We start from the raw sequence: 16413 nt of genomic DNA, 5'->3' as shown, positions 1-16413 counted from the left end.
ACCGGGGGGTGCGTCAGCGCGGGGGCAGCGCCCCCTCCCGACTTCAGTTTTGCACGCCGGCGCGTGCGGCGTCACCCATTACAAGCCAGCGTCAGCGCGATCGGGATATTGTCCGGCCCGCCATGCACATCCGGTTGGTTGACCGACACGTTCGGCACGCAGGTCGCGCCGTCGGCCAGCCCCCGGATCACCACCGGGTTGGATTTCACCGGCACCAGTCCGGTCAGGTTCTCCGGATCATACATCTCGATGCGCAGATCGTTCGGGTTCTCGGCTTGGGGCAGGGCGAGCGCGAAGGCCATCGTGACCGCGCCATTCTTCACCGTCGCCTGAAAACCGTAGATCTGCGGGTTGGGCAGTTGCTCGGCCCCTTTCCAGAACCGGGTGTAGAAGAACGAGCCTTCCGAATTCTGCTTCGCCGCGTCTTGCAGCGGCGCAAGCTCGTCTCCGGTGAAAGCCCCGTCGCCATTCTTGTCGAAGGTCTGTATCAGCCAGTCGGAAACGGTCGGATCGAAAGTCCAGCTTTCGCCGATATGGGTGACCTTGCCGCTCTCCATACCGACGAGAAGGCGGATCAGGATTTCGTCTTCCGGGTGGGAGTTCGCGATGCCTGGCAGTAACCCGACCAGACCGGCGAGGGTGAGAACAGTGCGGCGGATCACGGCTGGAAATCCGGTTTCTTGCTACCGGGCGGGGCGGCGGGCGGTGGCGCGCCGAAGCTCGGGAACGCATCGGCCTCGGGCACGGCGGCCTCGGCGGCGGGCGCGTTTTCGGAGGCCGCGGTCGAGGGATCGGCATTCTTGGGCTTCAGCTTGCCGCCCATCAGCGCGACCCCGCCATAAAGGAGCCCTATCGCGACCAGCCAGCTGCCGACGATCCGGCCCGCGATCTCGAACCAGCGCGCCTGCCAGCTGCGCAGCACCAGATAGACCGCACCAATCAGCCAGATACCCAGCCCGATCCCGGCGAGGAAGACCCACGGTTTGCCGCCATAGCTCGGATCGGACAGCTTCACCGAGAGCGCATACATCACCCCCAGAACAAAGCCCGCAGGCGCGATGAGCGCGGGCCGCGACCACCGCCCCAGTGCGAGGGTCGCGCCAATGGCGATGGCCGAGATCGGCATGGTCAGGAAGTGATGCGTGATCGCGCCGGGGAGTTGTTGCAACGCGGCCATCAGCTCGATGCGGAAGGTGAAGCCGAGCGCGATCCCGACGGCCCAAAGCAGCGCCGCGATCAGTGCCGCGCGCCGCCCGACCAAGGCCAGCGCGATCCCGAAGCCGAACAGCGGAAACAGACGTTCGATCGCGACCGCATCGCGGATCAGCCAAGCCCCGGTCTCGCCGCGGTCCGCGGGCGGGATGACCGCCAGCACGATCAGGGCGGTCAGCCCGGCCAGCACCCAGAGGTGACGCAGCCAGCCGAGGCCGGAACGGTTATGCGATGCATCAATGGCCAAAGAGGCTTAGCCCACCTTGCAGGAACCCGAGCTGAGATTGCAGGTAACCTAGCGCCAACGCAAGGAAGCCGAGCCCCACCACCGCGATGATCGCACCCAGCCCGCGCGAGAGTTGCCCGCCCCGGATCGGCTCGAGGATGAGGCCCACGCCGACGCCGATCACGTGGATCATTCCGGTTGCCAGCACGAAGCCGATCGCGAAATCGGCCGGATCGGCGGCCAGCGGCAGTTCCGCCCCATGCGCATAGCCGTGATAGAGCGCGAAGACCGAGATGATCGCCAACGCGACCCATTCGTAGGGTTTCCACCCGGCGGCGATGGCGAGGCCTAGCACCACGATCGACAGGGCGATCCCGATCTCGATTCCCGGCAGCGGCAGGCCGAGAATGCCGATCACGCCGCCCACGACCATGATCAGCGGAAAGGTCACCGGCAATTGCCAGACCTGCCGCCCGCCCATCTGCGCGCCCCAGAGGCCCACGGCGAACATCGCGAGGAAATGGTCATAACCGGAGAGCGGATGCTCGAACCCCGCGGTGAACCCGCCCGAACCGGTCGCGGTGATATGGGCGGCGGCCACCTGCGGCAGCATCAGGGCGACGAGGCCCGCGAGGCCCGCGAGGGCGGCAAGGCGGCGATGGATCATGCGATGGTTCTCTGTCCCGTGATTGTTGGGCGGCATCATCCGGATCGGGACGCGAAACTCAAGGCGGCAAATCGCTCACCGCGCCTCACCATCGATTGAAGGGGCCGGGCGCGCGCTCAGCCTGCGCCGAGCAGCGCGGAAATCTGATAGGTCGCGAAGGCTGCGAGATAGGCCAGCGCGAACATGTAGACTACGGCGACCCACATCCATTTCGCCGAACCTGCCTCGCGCCGGATCACCGCCAGCGTGGAGATGCATTGCGGCGCGAAGATATACCATGCGAGCAGCGCCAGCGCGGTGCCGAGGCTCCACTGATCGGAAAGCGTGTGGATCAGCCCGTTCTCGCCGCCTACCGCGTAGACCGTCGCAAGCCCGGCCACGGCGACTTCGCGCGCGGCCATGCCCGGCACCAGCGCCACCGCGATATGCCAGTCGAAGCCCAGCGGATGCAGGATCGGGGCGACGAAATGGCCGATGATCGCGGCGAAGGAGTAGTTGATTGCGGGCTCCGTCGCGCCTTCTGGGGCCATCGGGAAGGTCGACAGGAACCAGATCACGACCATCGCCCAGAAAATCACCGTGCCCGCGCGGCGCAGGAAGACCCGCGCACGCTGGTAAAGCCCCAGCGCGATATTGCGCAGGATCGGCGTTTTGTAGTCGGGCAGGTCGAGCATCAGCGGCGCCGAGCGCTCCTCTCGGGCAAAGAGGTAGCGCGCGACGAAGGCCACCGCGAGGACCGAGAAGACGCCCGCCGCATAGAGGCCGAACATCACCAGACCCTGCAGGCTCAGCCCGCCGAGGACTTTCGTGTTCGGGATGAAGGCCGCGATGATCAGCGTATAGACGGGAATGCGCGCCGAGCAGGTCATCAGCGGTGCCACGAGGATCGTCGTCAGCCGGTCGCGTTTGTTGTCGATCACCCGCGCCGCCATGATGCCGGGGATCGCGCAGGCAAAGCTCGACAGGAGCGGGATGAAGGCGCGCCCGTTCAGCCCCGCGCGGCCCATGATCCGGTCCATCAGGAAGGCGGCTCGCGCCATGTAGCCGAAATCTTCCAGCAGCAGGATGAAGAGGAAGGTGAACAGGATCTGCGGCAGGAAGATGATGACCGAGCCGATGCCCGCGATCAGCCCGTCCGCGATGAAGCTCTGGATCAGCCCGTCCGGCAGCAGCTGCGTCACCGCCGCGCCAACGGAGGTAAAGGCCCAGTCGATCGCATCCATGAACGGCGCGGCCCAGGAAAAGACCGCCTGAAACATCACGAAGAGGATCGCGAGCAGGATGATCGGCCCGGCGATCGGGTGCAGCACGACGCGGTCGATTTTGGCAGAGACCGTGTCCGGCTCTGGCGGCTGGATCACATGGGTCTTCACCAGCCGTTCCGCCTCCCGCATCGAGACCCGCATGTCATGGGTGCTGGGAACGGCCCAGCTCGACGGTTGCGGTGCGTCTAGGCCGGCTTCCAGCATTGGGTCCACTGCGGACCACAGCTCGTCCAGCCCGCCACGGCGCACGGCGGTGGCCGGGATCACCGGGATGCCCAGCTCCTCGCTCAGCGCCACATGGTCGATCTGCAAGCCGCGATGGCGCGCGATATCGATCATGTTGAGGATCATCACGATCGGCAGGCCGATCTTCTTCAGTTCCGAGACCAGACGCAGCGCGCCGCGCAGGTTGGTCGCATCGCCCACCGCGAGGATCATGTCGGGGACACGCTCGCCCGGGCGTTGGCCCAGCAGCACGTCGCGGGTCACTTCCTCATCGGGGGAGCGGGCGCGCAGGCTATGGGTGCCGGGCAGGTCGATCAGCGCGAACTTGCGGCCCTCGGGCGTGGTGGCCACGCCGACTTTGCGCTCCACGGTCACGCCGGAATAGTTGCCGACCTTCTGGGTCGCGCCGGTCATCGCGTTGAACAGTGCCGTCTTGCCGCAATTCGGCGCACCGACAAGCGCGGCCTCGATCGGCTGGGCGTCGGGGTCGGTCAGAGAGGCTTTGGGCTGGTTTATGGCAGGTGCCGACGTCATTCCGCGAGGATGGCCATCGCCTCGGCACGCCGCAGAGCGACGGTGGTGTCGTTCACGCGCACCGCGATCGGATCGCGCCCGAACGGACCTTCGTGAAGGATGTGGACCGAAGCGCCCTCGATGAAGCCAAGCTCCAGCAGGCGCAGTTCCAACTCGTCCGCGTCATAGCCGTCATTCCCGGCAAGCGGGCAGACCGATACCAGAGTGCCCCGGAACCCACGACGGCACTGGCCAAGCGGCAGCGCGCATTTGCAGGTTTCGTTCTCGATAGGGCTGGCCTTCATGAGGGCACCTCCGTGATGGGTCGCGAGTTGGTCTTCGCTTCCTACAGATTGGAGATAGTCTGGAAATTGATCTCTGACAAATGAAGTCTGGTATTTTCCCGCCTTCGTGATCGATTATTTTAGTCAGGAATTTAGAAGGACTCTAAATTATTAGATAAGTGTCTGAAATCGTTTAGGTGACTAAGAAAAGCGCCGCCCCCTTGGGAGCGACGCCTTCAGGCCGGTTTTCCGCCGGATCGACCCCTCAATGCTCGCGGAAAGCGCGGTTCATCGAATCCACCACCGGTTTCGCGATGTATTGGGCGAAGGTTCGCGACGCGGTCTGGATCATCACTTCGACCGGCATCCCGGGCATCGGCGCGAAGCCCGGCACCCGGCGCAACTCCGAGGCGGGCAGGCGGATGCGCGCGATATAGACCTCGCGCGGATGTTCGCCCGAGCGTTCCACGATCGCGTCGGCGGAGATGTAATAGACCTCCCCGATCAGGATCGGCGTCGTACGCTGGTTGAGCGCCGACAGCCGCACCGAGGCCTCCTGTCCGACCTTGATCGCGTCGATATCGGTGCGTGCGATCATCGTCTCGATGATGAGCGGCGCTTCCGAGGGCAAGATCTCGGCGATCACCTTGCCCGCCTCGATCACGCCGCCCGCGCCGGAATAGTTCAGCCGCACCACGGTGCCGGAAACGGGGCTGTCGATCACGACGCGCTTCAGGATGGAGGTTGCCTTGCGCTCTTGTTCGCGCACGGAATCCAGCTCCGCCTGCACGGTCTCCAGCTCGTCGAGCGCGGCCTGCTTGTGGGTTTCGATCGTCTGCGTGGTCTGCGCCTGATATTTTGCGCGCATCTCCTCGCTCTCGCCGATCTCCGCTTTGAGGCGTCCGATCTGCCCCTCCGCATCTGCCAGAGCGCGCAGCATTGCGTTCAATTCGGTCCGCCGGATCAGGCCGCTCTCGTAGAGTTTCGCCTTGCTCTCATGGTCCTGGGCCAGCAGGTCGCGCTGGGCCTCCGTGGCGGTCAACTGCGCGCGATAGCCTTCCGCGCGGCTTTCCATGGCGGCGATGTTGCGGGCCAGAAGGTCCAGCTCGCTCTGCACTTTCGCCCGTGTCACCTCGAAGGCGAGCCGCTGCGAGTCCATCATCGCGGCGATCTCCGCATCGCGCCGGGCCTCCTGAAGCCATTCCGGGAAGACCAATTCGCGCCAGCCGTCATATTCAGCCTGAATCCGGGCCTCCATCGAAGTCAGTCGCGCACGGCGCAGAAACAACGCGCGTTCATTGGCCAGAGCCGAGGTCTCGTCGAGGCGCAGGAGCGGTTGTCCTGCGGTGACGAAATCGCCCTCGGAGACGTTGATCTCCTTGATGATCCCGCCTTCGAGGTGCTGGATCATCTTGTTCCGGCCCGTGGCCACGAACGAGCCCGGCGCCATCACGGCGGCGGCGAGCGGTGCGCTGAATGCCCAGACACCGAAGCCTCCGAAGGCCATCGCGAAGATCGTCAGGCCGATGATGACGAGAGTCTTGATGTTGCGCGGAACCTCGGTCGACCAGTCGCGGGTTTCGGCAGATTGGATCGGGTTGGTCAGAAGGAGTGTCATGCCGGCGCTCCTTGCATGGGTGCGTTCGCGGTGGTGGTAGCGGGTTGGGCTGCGGCACGCTGTTGCTGGACCTGCTGAGCCTTGGCCTGCTTGCGCCGCTCCAGTTCTGCCAGCATCTGATCGCGCCAGCCGAACATCGCGATATTGCCGTCATTGAGCAGCATGATCTTGTCGACCGCGCTGAGCAGCGAGGGTTTCTGCGTGACCACGACCACCGTGATCCCGTTCGCCTTCGCATGGCCGAGCGCGCGCACGAGAGCCGCATCGCCTTGGGTGTCGAGGTTCGAGTTGGGCTCGTCCAGCACCACGAATTTCGGATCGCCGAAGAAGGCGCGGGCCAGACCGATCCGCTGTTTCTGCCCGCCCGAGAGCGGTGAGCCGTCCGAGGCCACGACCGTCTCGTAGCCCTGCGGCAGCGAGGCGATCATCTCATGCACATCGGCGAGCGCGGCGGCGCGGTGGATCGCGGCGTCGCTCGCATCCTCGCGCATCCGGGCGATGTTCTGCTTGATCGTGCCCGGGAAGAGCTGCACGTCCTGCGGCAGGTAGCCGATGCATTCCCCGAATTGCCGCGGATCCCAGTTGCGGATGTCCATCAGATCCAGCCGCACAGCCCCCGAGGTCGGCAGGACCGATCCCACCAGCATCTTTCCGAGCGTCGTCTTGCCCGCGCCCGAATTGCCGATGATCGCCAGTTGATCGCCCGGCGCGAGCGAGAAGGTCAGCGCATTGAGCACGACATGTTTGGTGCCCTGCGGAACATAGAGAAGACGCTCGATGTCGAGCCGCCCCTCAACCTTGGGCAGGCGCAGCTTGTCGTTGCGGGTCTTGGCCGAGGCCAGAAGCTGACCGACCCGGTCATAGGCGCCGCGTGCCAGCAGGAACGAGTTCCAGCCCTCGATTGCCCCTTCGATCGGCGCGAGCGCGCGGCCCGCCACGATCGAGGCGGCGATCACCATGCCGCCGGTGATCTGCCCGTCGAGCGCGAGATAGGCGCCCCAGCCGAGCATCCCGATCTGGGTGAACAGGCGGAACATCCGCGAGGCGGAGGCGGTGAAGACGTTGCGGTCCTGCGCCTCGGTCTGTGCGCGCAGCGAGGCGGCGGTATCGCGGCCCCAGATCGACACGGCCTCGGGGATCATCGCCATCGCGTTGATGATCTGGCTGTTACGCGACATCGACTCGAGGTGAAGGTTCGCCTTGGTCTGCGCGATATTGGCGCGGCGGAAGCCCTCCGAGGTGATCTTCTGGTTGATCCAGGCGAAGACCATCAGGATCAGCGCGGTGATCACCACGATCGTGCCGAGATGCGGGTGGATCAGGAAAACCGCGAGGACGAAGATCGGTGTGAAGGGCACGTCCAGAAAGGACAGAAGCGTGCCGGACACGAGGAAGCTCCGCAGCGCGTTGAGATCGCCCAGAACCTGATATTCGCGCCCGTTGGAATGCAGCGAGGCCTGTGCCGCCGCCGACAGGACCGGCGCGCCCAGACGGGCTGCCACATCCACCGCCGAGCGCATCAGCACCAACCTGCGCACTGCGTCGAGCAGCGTCTGCACCACGATCGCCCCAACGATCACGATGGTCAGCATCACCAGCGTATCGGTCGAGCGCGAGGTGAAGACCCGGTCGGAAATCTGGAACAGGTAGATCGGCACCGCGAGGATCAGGATATTCGTGGCGCAGGTCATCAAAGCAACGAAGGCAATGTTCGCGCGCAGGCGCTTCTTCATGTCATGCAGCGTGCGGGTGAAATCCACCGGACCGAGGCGCTTGTGAAAGGTTGGAGTGGAGGGTGGCGCCGGTGGGGAGCCGGAGGCATTTTGCGCGGGGACACGACCCGCCTCCTTTTGGGTGTCAGCACCACCCTCCGTCCGGGCGGCGACTGTTTCGACAGTCCCCTCCGCGCCGGTCTCTTCGGCTTGCGTCTCCGCCTCGGGACCGTCTCCCGTGGTGGCTTCCGCCTGCCGTTTGTCTGTCGGATCGACCTCTGGCCGGTCCTCGTTCTGAGCCATCGCGTCATGACCATCTTGGCGGTGCGCCTGCCCCCCGGCGGCGTCGTCAGTCCTGTCTTGCATCGAAGTTCCCCTAGTATGTGTAGTTCCGCGCCCCCGTCAGGCCAGAACCGTGTGCAATGCATCGAGCGACCCGCTTCCCCCGTGGGAGCCCGGATGCACCTGGAATTCCTCGTCGTCGTAATTCGGCGTGTTCTCGATCATCCCGTCCGCGAGGAAGGCGACTGCCTCCGAGGCGAGCGCCCCTTCGCTGGAACTCGTCGGACCCAGAGGATCACCGCTGCCGTCATCCATCATGCCCGCCTGCCAGATCACCGCGTCGGAATAGACGCCATCGGCGGCCATGATCGTGCTGTCGACGCCCGCGACGGTCAGCGACGCGACATTGCCAAGCGTGTTGCCGCCAGCCTCGACGCCGAACTCGCCCGGCCCGTCGATCGAAATCAGGTCGGCGTCATCGAGAATGTTGATCTGGGTGAAGTTGTCCCGGATGACGAGGTCGCCCTCGATATAGAGCACCCGCAGCGCCATCTGGCCGCCGAGAAGCTCATCGCCCAGAAGCCCTTCGACCGCCTCGAAGGCCGCGCCCGGAGGCATCGAATGGTCTTCGCCCGCGTTCGGACCGAGGCCGCCGTAAATCTTGGCAAGCTGATCGAGGACGCTCTGATATTGCGCGTCCATCTCCATGTACTGGTCGATGCCCACCTTGGTCAGATGCGCCTCGTTCCACAGAAGGTTATCCTCGCTCGACACATGGCCCGCGCCGCCATGCCCGACGCCGCCAGATCCGCTCATCACCAGATCGTCGTCGAGCAGCACGTTGATCTGCTCGAGCTGCGCGATCTCGTACATGTTGCCGCCGATCATGATCAGATCGAACTGCGAACCGATTTCCAGCAACAGCTGCAAGTTGACGGTCGAGTTGTCACCCATCACGATCTCGGCGGAATAGGAGCCGAATCCGAAGCTCACCAGATCCCCGTCGGAGACCGCGTTTACCTGCGTCGTATGGTTGTCGATGATCAGGTCGCCGCGAATTGCCGTCATCGCGATCAGGCTGCTGCCAGCCGGCATGACGAGATTGAGGAAGTTCGCGGGATTGGCCTCTTGGGTGTAGACCGCGACGTTGTGAGCCTGCGAGGCGAGCGGATCATAGCCCCCCGCGTTTCCGAGGCCGTTCCCGCCAGCGCTGTTTCCGGTGCCGTGATGGCCCAGTCCGAGCTTCATATCCACGTCGCGCAGCACGTTGACCTGCGAGATCACCGAGAGCGAGGTCATCGACCCGCCCACTGCGATGACCGGCGCATCGAGCCAGTCATGCACCGCCTGCGACTGGTTCAGCAGAAGGTTGTTGCCGGTGCTCAGGCTCTGCACGATTTCCAGCGCCAAGCCGGCCGGATCAACGGGCATGTCGGGGCTTTGGACCAGCCCGGCCGCACCGTCTTCGCCGCCGATCCCGTCGATCTCGACCTCGACCACACCTTCGCCAAGCGGTGCATCCTCGTCCTCAGACGGATCGCGCGCTTCCAGACGCAGCGTCAGCGTCTCGGGCATCTCGTCCATGAGCTGTCCGTCGAACACCACTTGGCCGGAGAAGGCGGGCGGAAGGGGGGAGGAGGCTTCCGCTTCACCGCCTTCGAGGCTTTCGTTTTCCAACTCGGTCATGGTTTCAGGATCGGAAGCGCCCGCTCCTGCGTCGTCTTCCGCATCGGTGTCGGAGGGCGCGGCGAAGATCGTCTCGCTACGGAACATCGCGGCCGTTGCGCCGCTGGGCACGGCCTCGGGATCGAGCGCGTCGATCTGAGCCATCAGCGTCTCTGTCTGCGCTTCGATGGTCGTGCCCACAGGCGCGGTGCTCACCGTCAGCGCATCGGCATAATCGGCCAGCGCCATCAGCTTCGACGCGGAGGCCTCCGGGCCGTATTCGTCCATCAGCTCCGCCGGCATCATGAAGGGCTTGTCGTAGAGCACGTCATGATCGTTCAGCGTGTTGATCTGCGAGGTAATGTGGAGCACCGAGGAGGGCGGGGCCATTCCGAGGAACACCTGAAACGGCACCGGAACTGGCGGAAAATCATAGGGCGGGATCGCGAACTGGCCGGGCGGCAACCCGGGCGGTGCGATGTCGCGCAACTGGTAATCGTCGACGAAGGGCAGCCAGGGCGCGCCGGGCGGCGGCGCCAGTGGCAGTCTCAGCTGCAGCGCCGGATCGAAATCTCCGAGCAGGTAATTCGAGTCGACGTTGACAGTGACGGAGAGCAGAACCCCCGGAGCAGGCGTGGAGGCCTGCAGTGCGCGGAAAGCGTCGTATTCCTGTCGGGCGACATAGGTCTCGGTCGTCTGATTGAAGGCACCGATGAAATGGGCGATGATTTCGGTCTGCCGGTCAAGCATCTTACTTCCCCCCTTCATGACGCTGGAGACCCGCGCTTGGATGCGGGTCGTCAGACTGTCGGTTCATCGCATCGGGCGGGCGAATGCCGCCGAGGTCAGGTCCGGGCGTGATGCGATGTGAAACGCCGGGAACGAGATGCGGCGCGCCTCCGGGGAGGCGCGCCGCGCAGGAGCTTATGCCCCGGTGGTGTCGTCGTCGCCGATATAGGTCGAGGACAGCGAGCCACCGACCACGGTGGTATCCACGGCGTTGCCGAGGATGTTGGCACCCATCACGATCGACTGGTTGAACGCGGTGGTGTCGATGGCCGCGCTCGCATCGGCGTAGGACTGGCCGGTGACGATACCATCATCGCCATTGCCCGAACCCCAGTTGCCGAGGCTGCCGCCATTGCCGCCGCCGCCTGCGGTGACGTCGCCACCGCCGTTACCACCGCCAGCATAGCCGCCCGTCGCCCAGGAACCGCCGCCCGAGGCTTGCGAACCGGTCGAGGACCAGCCGTAGCCGTCGCCGCCAGCACCGCCGTTGCCGCCTTCACCGGCGCCGAGGCCCATACCATGGCCGACGCCCATCGAGCCTGCGGTCGCGCCGCCGAACTCCATCGCACCGGCATCGCCGCCCGTCGCCAGTTCCGGCGAAACGATCGGAAGGATGTCCAGGCTTCCCGTGTCGCCGCCGCCAGCGATCGCACCGGCGCCGCCGTCTTGCGCTGCGGCACCCGAGGCGCCCACACCCAGCCCGACGCCGAGACCGAGGCCTGCGCCGCCGTCACCGCCGTCATCGCCTTCACCCTCGGTGTCCGAGGCCGCGATCGACACGCCGCCGCCCGACAGGGCGATACCGCCACCGGCAAGTGCAGCGCCACCGGTCGAGCCGACATCTTCGGCACCGTTGCCGCCTTCGGAGGCTGCATCGATCCCGTCATCCGCCTCTGCCGAATTGTCCTTGATCGTAGCGTCGACCGCGAAACTCGAGTGGTTGGAAACGCTCGGATTGTTCAGCGTGTCGTTGTCGTTCAGGCTGTTCGACTGCGCGTTGATGAGCATGTTGTCGTTACCAGCGCCGTTGAGCACGTCGGTAAAGTTCATGTCATCGCCGGGATCATAGGCGTAGTTCATGTTGCCATCGGCCATCAGAACATCGCCGATCTTCGACGAGCCGCTCAGATCGAAATCGGCAAAGTCGTCATCGGACGGCTCGTAGCCGTCGAGGTTCAGACCGACCTGAACATCGACCGCAGTCAGGTTGGCGTTGAGGTTCGCATTGGCGTTGAGGTTGCCATTGCCGTTCATGTTCGTGTTGTCGCTGGAGCTATGAGCGCCAGCCCCTGCATGCGAACCGCTATGCGAGCCGGAATCGCTGTTCGAGCCGGAGCCCGCAAGCGCACCGGCACCGGCACCCGACATCGCGCCCGAACCCGCAAGGCTGCCAGCGCCCGATCCCGCCAGCGAACCGGAGTCGCTGCTGTTCTCGGTGGTCGAGTGCTGGTACTGGCCCTGGCCTTGGCCCTGACCCTGCATTTCGGCCTGAGCCTGGCCCTGAGCTTCGGTCTGGTCCTGATTTTGACCCTGCACCTGAATGCTCGGATCGAACAAGTTATTTCTAAATACCATTTGTCTTCTCCCAGTTGATCGGTCCGGGATCCGTCACTCTGTCTAAAACGGATATGGTCGGACCTTCGTGATTAAGGGCTTTCGCCCCGGTGAATGTCCGCTTCCCCAACCGCTCGGCACCCCGATCCCGATCCCCGAATCGAGCGATTCGCAGGTGGGTCACCCTTTCCGGGCGGAGTGTGGAAACAGACGAGTCACAGCCCCCAGCTGCGACACCAACATCCTGCGCCCCGTGATCCTGAGGACCTAGCTAGCAAATGGGTCTAGCCGGTCGGGGCATCTTATTAACCGCCTGAAACGCATCCATTTTCCGAATTTCCACGCGCAGGCACCTGCGGAATCCCGGAGGATTGCTGTGATTTTCACAAAGCCGTTGCAAATGCAGAAATTGGGACAAGGTCTAGTGGCGAAGCTAATGCGCGCTACCACTGGCGCGCGCCAGTAAGTGCCGCAGCGCAGAAATCCCACCACTCGCGCGCCGATTCGAGTAAGATTACGCTACGTAAGAGAATCCTTACCATCGGGTAAACACTTCGGGTAACGCTGATCTCACTGGTCCGTGATATGGTTGATGCGGACGGTATGACGTGGGGTTAACCGTCCGCATATTGAGTTCAGGGTAGGAGGAGGGGGCCGCCATGAATGCGTTGCATAAGAGTGAACCCGCGGGGAAACGCGTAATGCCGTCTTGCCGCAAACAGGATGCTGCGATCTGTTTTCTGGGCGCGTCGCAGATTTTTTCCGATACCGTATTGAGAACCGTCGATGCCGAGGTGGCACCGGCGACATGTCTGCGTCTGGATGACTTCGAGACGCTGCTTGAGGAATTGCATCCCGATGGTCGGATCGCGCAGCATGGTGCGCTCTGTTCGCTTATCGTGGACGAGGATCACGCCGATGGTCTCGTCGCGCTGGCGGAACGCCGTGAGCCGCTTCTGTCGCGCGTGAAGCTGATCGTCGCGATTGAAGACGAGGCCTATGCGCAAGATCTGATGACGCGCCATAGCGCTGCGATTCTGTCCCATCACATCAGTCTGCTGCCGATGAACGTCAATCTGACGACGTGGCTCTTGATCCTGCGGATGATCGTCTCGGGGGGGCATTATATCCCGCCCGCGCTTCTGCGCTGCCGTCCGGCAGATCCACCGATCTCGGCGCTGAACGGATCGGCTGCAGCCAACGCGTCGCACGCGATCGACGTATCGGGGCTGACGCCGCGCGAAACCGAGGTGCTCGAGATGCTCGCCTCGGGGCAGCCGAACAAGATCATCGCGGGGCAGCTGAACCTGTCGGAGCATACGGTGAAGCTGCATATCCACCGCATCATCGGGAAGCTCGGCGTCACCAACCGCACCGAGGCGGCGATCTGGTATCACCGAAACCGAAGTGCCTAAGGACCCGCCCACGCCGACGGAGATGCGGCCGCCGGATTTCGATCAGTTCCTGATGCAGATCGGGCGCATCAACTACGCGTGGACCAATACCGAGAGCCTGCTGATCCATCTGATTGCGGGGCTCGCCGGGACCGACAAGGGCGTCGCGACGATTATCCATTTGACGCTGAACACGACGCGGGCGCGGCTCGATCTGGTGGATCGGCTGGCCAAGCGCGACGACTGCCCCTGCGCGCCGAAGGCCTGCGAACGGGTGCTGGCGGTGTCCGCGCGGATGAAGAAGGTCTCGGGGCTGCGTAATCACTTCAACCACTGCCTCTACGCCTTCGACGAGGGCGGCGGGCCAGTGCGCGCAATCCAGATGCGGATCGCGGATCGCAAGACCAGTCTGAGGATTGGAGAGGAAAGCATTCTGGACCGCGCGACGCTTGCCGAGTTGGAAGCCGCGCTTGCCGAAATGCAGGCGATCAATGCCGAGATCTGGGCGATCGCCAAGGACTATGGAATGCCGCTGTAAAGCGGGCAGGGGGCGGCTGCAGATACGCCACGCCGAAGCTCAGTTGCGCATCTGGCGTCCCAGCGCCTCGGCCAGTTCCCACGGGTTCGTCGGCTTCGAGAAGACGGGGATTTCCGGCATGATCGATTGCAAGGCGAGCGGCAGCGGCTCGGCCGTGTTCACCACCAAGGGCACTTCGCGTTTCCACAGCTCGACGATCAGGGCTTCTGCCGATCCGTCGAGCAGGTTCATGTCGAGGATCGCGCCATCGACGTTCATCGAGCTATCGGACAGCGCGGCACGCGCGCGCGCCAAGGTCGCGAAGGGCCCGGCAACCTGACCGCCCGCCTCCTCGACCGAGAAGGCGATGTCGTAGGCAATGAATAATTCGTCTTCGACCACGAGGACATTGCTGCCCTCGAGGCAAGTCATACTGCTCTGTAACATGGGCTACACTACCCTTTTATCAGGTCCATTGGCACGGTCATGCGAGCTTGGAACCCGTCGGGAACCCATTCGGTTCCATAGGTTCCCCGCAATTGGCCCTGAATGGTCAGGTCGATGAGCTTGGATCCGAAGCCGCTGTTGCTCGGCTGCACCAGTTCTTCGGGATAGCCGCTTTCTCGCCAGTCGAGTTCGAGCTGCCCGGACGTGTCGCGCCAGGTCAGTTCCAGCAGGCCTGCTTCATGCGAAAGCGCCCCGTATTTCACGGCGTTAGTGGCCAGTTCGTGGATCACCAGCGCGAGGTTGGTCGACCCCGCGTGGTTCAGCGCAACAGGAGGACCGTCGAGGATCAGGCGCGGATCGTCGAGATTGGTGTAAGGCGAAAGAACGCCCAGCAACAATTCGCGCAACTCGACCATGCCGCGGAAATCGCGCTCGGGCGTGGCGGTCGGATTGATCAGCTCATGGGCGCGGGCCAGCGCACCGATCCGCTCGCGCAGGCCCCGCGCCATTTCCTCCGGCGTCTTCGCATGGCGCGCGGTCATGCCGACCAGCCCCGACATCATTGCGAAGGCGTTCTTGACCCGGTGGTTGAGCTCGCGCGTCAGCGTGTCGCGCGCTTTCGCGATCTGCCGCTCCTCGGTCACGTCGCGGAGATAGGCGAGGATCGCGCCGTGCTCGGGGTAAAGGCGTGCCTCCAGAATGCGGCCGTCTCGCCCGTCCTGATCGGTGACCGTCGGGACACCTGTGCGGCGGGCCTCTTCCAGAGCTTTTTCGAAATTGCTTCCGATCAGATGGGGCGCGGTCTCCCAAAGCGACCGCCCGACCGCCTGTGCTTCCGCCTCGGCTCCGACCGAGTCGCGGATGCGGGCGCGCATGACCGAATTGGCGAACCGGATCTTGTCTTCGCTATCGAGTTCGACAATCGCGTCGAAGGTGATTTCGTGAAAATGCGCGAGCCGCCGGTCGACTTCGGCCGCATGTTCGCGCGCCGCGTTCAGATCGGAAATGTCGAGCGCGGTGGCCACGGCCACGGGCGGCTCGCTTTCGACCCGCTGCGCCGAGACCAAGAGATTGCGTTCCGGCCCGTCATGGCGCACGCAGCGCAGTTCCATATGGCTGATCGTCTCTTCGTTGCGCGCCGCGCGCACGATCGGAAACTCGCTCAGGCTGAGCTTGCGCCCTTCTGGCGTGTAAGCGTCGAAGGCGAGCTGCTTGGTCACGTCGCCGTCCGTCACGCCGAACATCTCGATCGCGGTGGCATTCAGATCGATAAGTCGACCGGTGCCCAGCTCGGCCACACCGACGCCGATCGGCATCTGGTCGAGAACAGCGCGGAACCGGTTTTCCTCACGATGGGCGACGTTGATCTGGCGCCGAAGACGGATTTCCGCCTCGACCCCGGCGGCGATGTCGGACAGCGCCTCGTATTCTTCCTCGGTCCACTGCCGCGCTTCCCGGTCGATCAGGCAGAACGCCCCCAGCGGCTGCCCGTCGACCGTGCGCAGCGGCACCCCGAGATAGGCGGTCACGCCCAGATCGCGCACGGCACCATTTTCGCGCAGCACCGCGTCCGTGCGCGCATCGGGCACGTTCAGCGGGGCATCGGATTCGACGACATAGCGGCAGAAGGAATGGCTGAGCGGCGTCTCCGAGGGGGCAGGGGCGTCCAGCCCGGTTTGCGCCACGAAGACCTGTCGGTTCTCATCGACCATGGAAACCAACGAGACAGGCACTCCGGTCACACGGGTGGCGAGCCGTGTCGCGCGCTCGAAGATTTCCGCAGGCGCACTCTCCAGAAGACCGGTCTCGCGCAACGCCCGAAGGCGCGCCGGATCGGCGAGTTTGGACCGTTCTTCACCGGTCAGCGGAGGGGGCATAGAGGTATTCATGCGCAGGCTCTCATAATTCCACCTATGCCCCGAAGAAACCCATTTCGCCCAGTGTCATATGACACGGTTGCGATCACGATTTCCGCCAAACACGATTTTCTTCTACGTTTTTCGTGACGCGGTTGCGGTGTCGACGAATTGCAGAGCCAAGAGG

The 16413-nt window shown here is 64.2% G+C and carries 13 protein-coding genes; 2 read left to right on the top strand and 11 right to left on the bottom strand.

Annotated elements, in window-relative coordinates; translation table 11 throughout:
- Positions 1-71: 71 nt before the first annotated feature.
- From BMI87_RS13275 to BMI87_RS22940, 9 genes are all read right to left on the bottom strand, one after another.
- Entirely contained in the window at positions 72-662 is a 591-nt protein-coding gene (locus BMI87_RS13275) for a DUF1007 family protein (RefSeq protein WP_078522083.1), read from the bottom strand.
- Complete coding sequence (locus tag BMI87_RS13270; protein ID WP_078522082.1) at positions 659-1459, bottom strand: hypothetical protein; 801 nt, start codon at positions 1457-1459, stop codon at positions 659-661. The genes BMI87_RS13275 and BMI87_RS13270 overlap by 4 nt, the downstream gene beginning before the upstream one ends.
- Positions 1449-2105 carry a HupE/UreJ family protein gene (locus BMI87_RS13265; protein WP_146681601.1) on the bottom strand — a complete coding sequence of 219 codons (657 nt, stop codon included), beginning with the start codon at positions 2103-2105 and terminating at the stop codon, positions 1449-1451. Before BMI87_RS13265 ends, BMI87_RS13270 begins: the two co-directional genes overlap by 11 nt.
- A 116-nt stretch (positions 2106-2221) precedes the next feature.
- Positions 2222-4129 carry a ferrous iron transporter B gene (locus tag BMI87_RS13260; RefSeq protein WP_078522080.1) on the bottom strand — a complete coding sequence of 636 codons (1908 nt, stop codon included), beginning with the start codon at positions 4127-4129 and terminating at the stop codon, positions 2222-2224.
- Positions 4126-4413 (bottom strand): FeoA family protein, encoded by a 288-nt coding sequence (locus BMI87_RS13255; RefSeq protein ID WP_078522079.1) that lies wholly within the window; start codon positions 4411-4413, stop codon positions 4126-4128. The genes BMI87_RS13260 and BMI87_RS13255 overlap by 4 nt, the downstream gene beginning before the upstream one ends.
- 244 nt (positions 4414-4657) lie before the next feature.
- Positions 4658-6010, bottom strand: coding sequence for an HlyD family type I secretion periplasmic adaptor subunit (locus tag BMI87_RS13250; RefSeq protein ID WP_078522078.1), 1353 nt, complete (start codon positions 6008-6010; stop codon positions 4658-4660).
- Positions 6007-8088: a type I secretion system permease/ATPase gene (locus tag BMI87_RS13245; RefSeq protein ID WP_146681600.1), complete on the bottom strand. Its 2082-nt coding sequence runs from the start codon at positions 8086-8088 to the stop codon at positions 6007-6009. The genes BMI87_RS13250 and BMI87_RS13245 overlap by 4 nt, the downstream gene beginning before the upstream one ends.
- A 36-nt stretch (positions 8089-8124) precedes the next feature.
- A complete protein-coding gene (locus BMI87_RS13240; protein ID WP_078522077.1) occupies positions 8125-10419 on the bottom strand; it encodes a hypothetical protein in 2295 nt (764 codons plus the stop codon).
- 174 nt (positions 10420-10593) lie between these two features.
- Positions 10594-12033 (bottom strand): hypothetical protein, encoded by a 1440-nt coding sequence (locus BMI87_RS22940; protein ID WP_078522076.1) that lies wholly within the window; start codon positions 12031-12033, stop codon positions 10594-10596.
- 680 nt (positions 12034-12713) lie between these two features.
- Here BMI87_RS22940 and BMI87_RS22775 point away from each other — a divergent pair.
- Together BMI87_RS22775 and BMI87_RS13225 are read left to right on the top strand one after the other, a co-directional pair.
- Positions 12714-13427, top strand: coding sequence for a response regulator transcription factor (locus BMI87_RS22775; RefSeq protein ID WP_246832697.1), 714 nt, complete (start codon positions 12714-12716; stop codon positions 13425-13427).
- The gene (locus tag BMI87_RS13225) at positions 13420-13944 is read left to right on the top strand and encodes a hypothetical protein (RefSeq protein ID WP_246832696.1); all 525 of its coding nucleotides are present in this window, start codon (positions 13420-13422) and stop codon (positions 13942-13944) included. Before BMI87_RS22775 ends, BMI87_RS13225 begins: the two co-directional genes overlap by 8 nt.
- Positions 13945-13983: 39 nt before the next feature.
- On the opposite strand, the gene BMI87_RS13220 is transcribed toward BMI87_RS13225, so the two are convergent.
- Positions 13984-14370 carry a response regulator gene (locus BMI87_RS13220; protein ID WP_133051988.1) on the bottom strand — a complete coding sequence of 129 codons (387 nt, stop codon included), beginning with the start codon at positions 14368-14370 and terminating at the stop codon, positions 13984-13986.
- 8 nt (positions 14371-14378) lie between these two features.
- Positions 14379-16259: a GAF domain-containing protein gene (locus tag BMI87_RS13215; protein ID WP_078522073.1), complete on the bottom strand. Its 1881-nt coding sequence runs from the start codon at positions 16257-16259 to the stop codon at positions 14379-14381.
- Positions 16260-16413 lie beyond the last annotated feature (154 nt).

This window comes from Thioclava sp. F28-4 (assembly GCF_002020045.1).
Taxonomy (GTDB): Bacteria; Pseudomonadota; Alphaproteobacteria; order Rhodobacterales; family Rhodobacteraceae; genus Thioclava; species Thioclava sediminum.
The sequence above is the reverse complement of the archived record's forward strand: the minus strand, read 5'-3'. Positions and strand labels throughout refer to the sequence as shown.

Bases quoted from the DNA above. Each gene is read 5' to 3' on its own strand.
- BMI87_RS13255 (WP_078522079.1), bottom strand. From the start codon at position 4,413: ATGAAGGCCAGCCCTATCGAGAACGAAACCTGCAAATGCGCGCTGCCG.
- BMI87_RS13245 (WP_146681600.1), bottom strand. From the start codon at position 8,088: ATGCAAGACAGGACTGACGACGCCGCCGGGGGGCAGGCGCACCGCCAA.
- BMI87_RS22775 (WP_246832697.1), top strand. From the start codon at position 12,714: ATGCCGTCTTGCCGCAAACAGGATGCTGCGATCTGTTTTCTGGGCGCG.
- BMI87_RS13260 (WP_078522080.1), bottom strand. From the start codon at position 4,129: ATGACGTCGGCACCTGCCATAAACCAGCCCAAAGCCTCTCTGACCGAC.
- BMI87_RS22940 (WP_078522076.1), bottom strand. From the start codon at position 12,033: ATGGTATTTAGAAATAACTTGTTCGATCCGAGCATTCAGGTGCAGGGT.
- BMI87_RS13215 (WP_078522073.1), bottom strand. From the start codon at position 16,259: ATGAATACCTCTATGCCCCCTCCGCTGACCGGTGAAGAACGGTCCAAA.
- BMI87_RS13250 (WP_078522078.1), bottom strand. From the start codon at position 6,010: ATGACACTCCTTCTGACCAACCCGATCCAATCTGCCGAAACCCGCGAC.
- BMI87_RS13220 (WP_133051988.1), bottom strand. From the start codon at position 14,370: ATGTTACAGAGCAGTATGACTTGCCTCGAGGGCAGCAATGTCCTCGTG.
- BMI87_RS13240 (WP_078522077.1), bottom strand. From the start codon at position 10,419: ATGCTTGACCGGCAGACCGAAATCATCGCCCATTTCATCGGTGCCTTC.
- BMI87_RS13265 (WP_146681601.1), bottom strand. From the start codon at position 2,105: ATGATCCATCGCCGCCTTGCCGCCCTCGCGGGCCTCGCGGGCCTCGTC.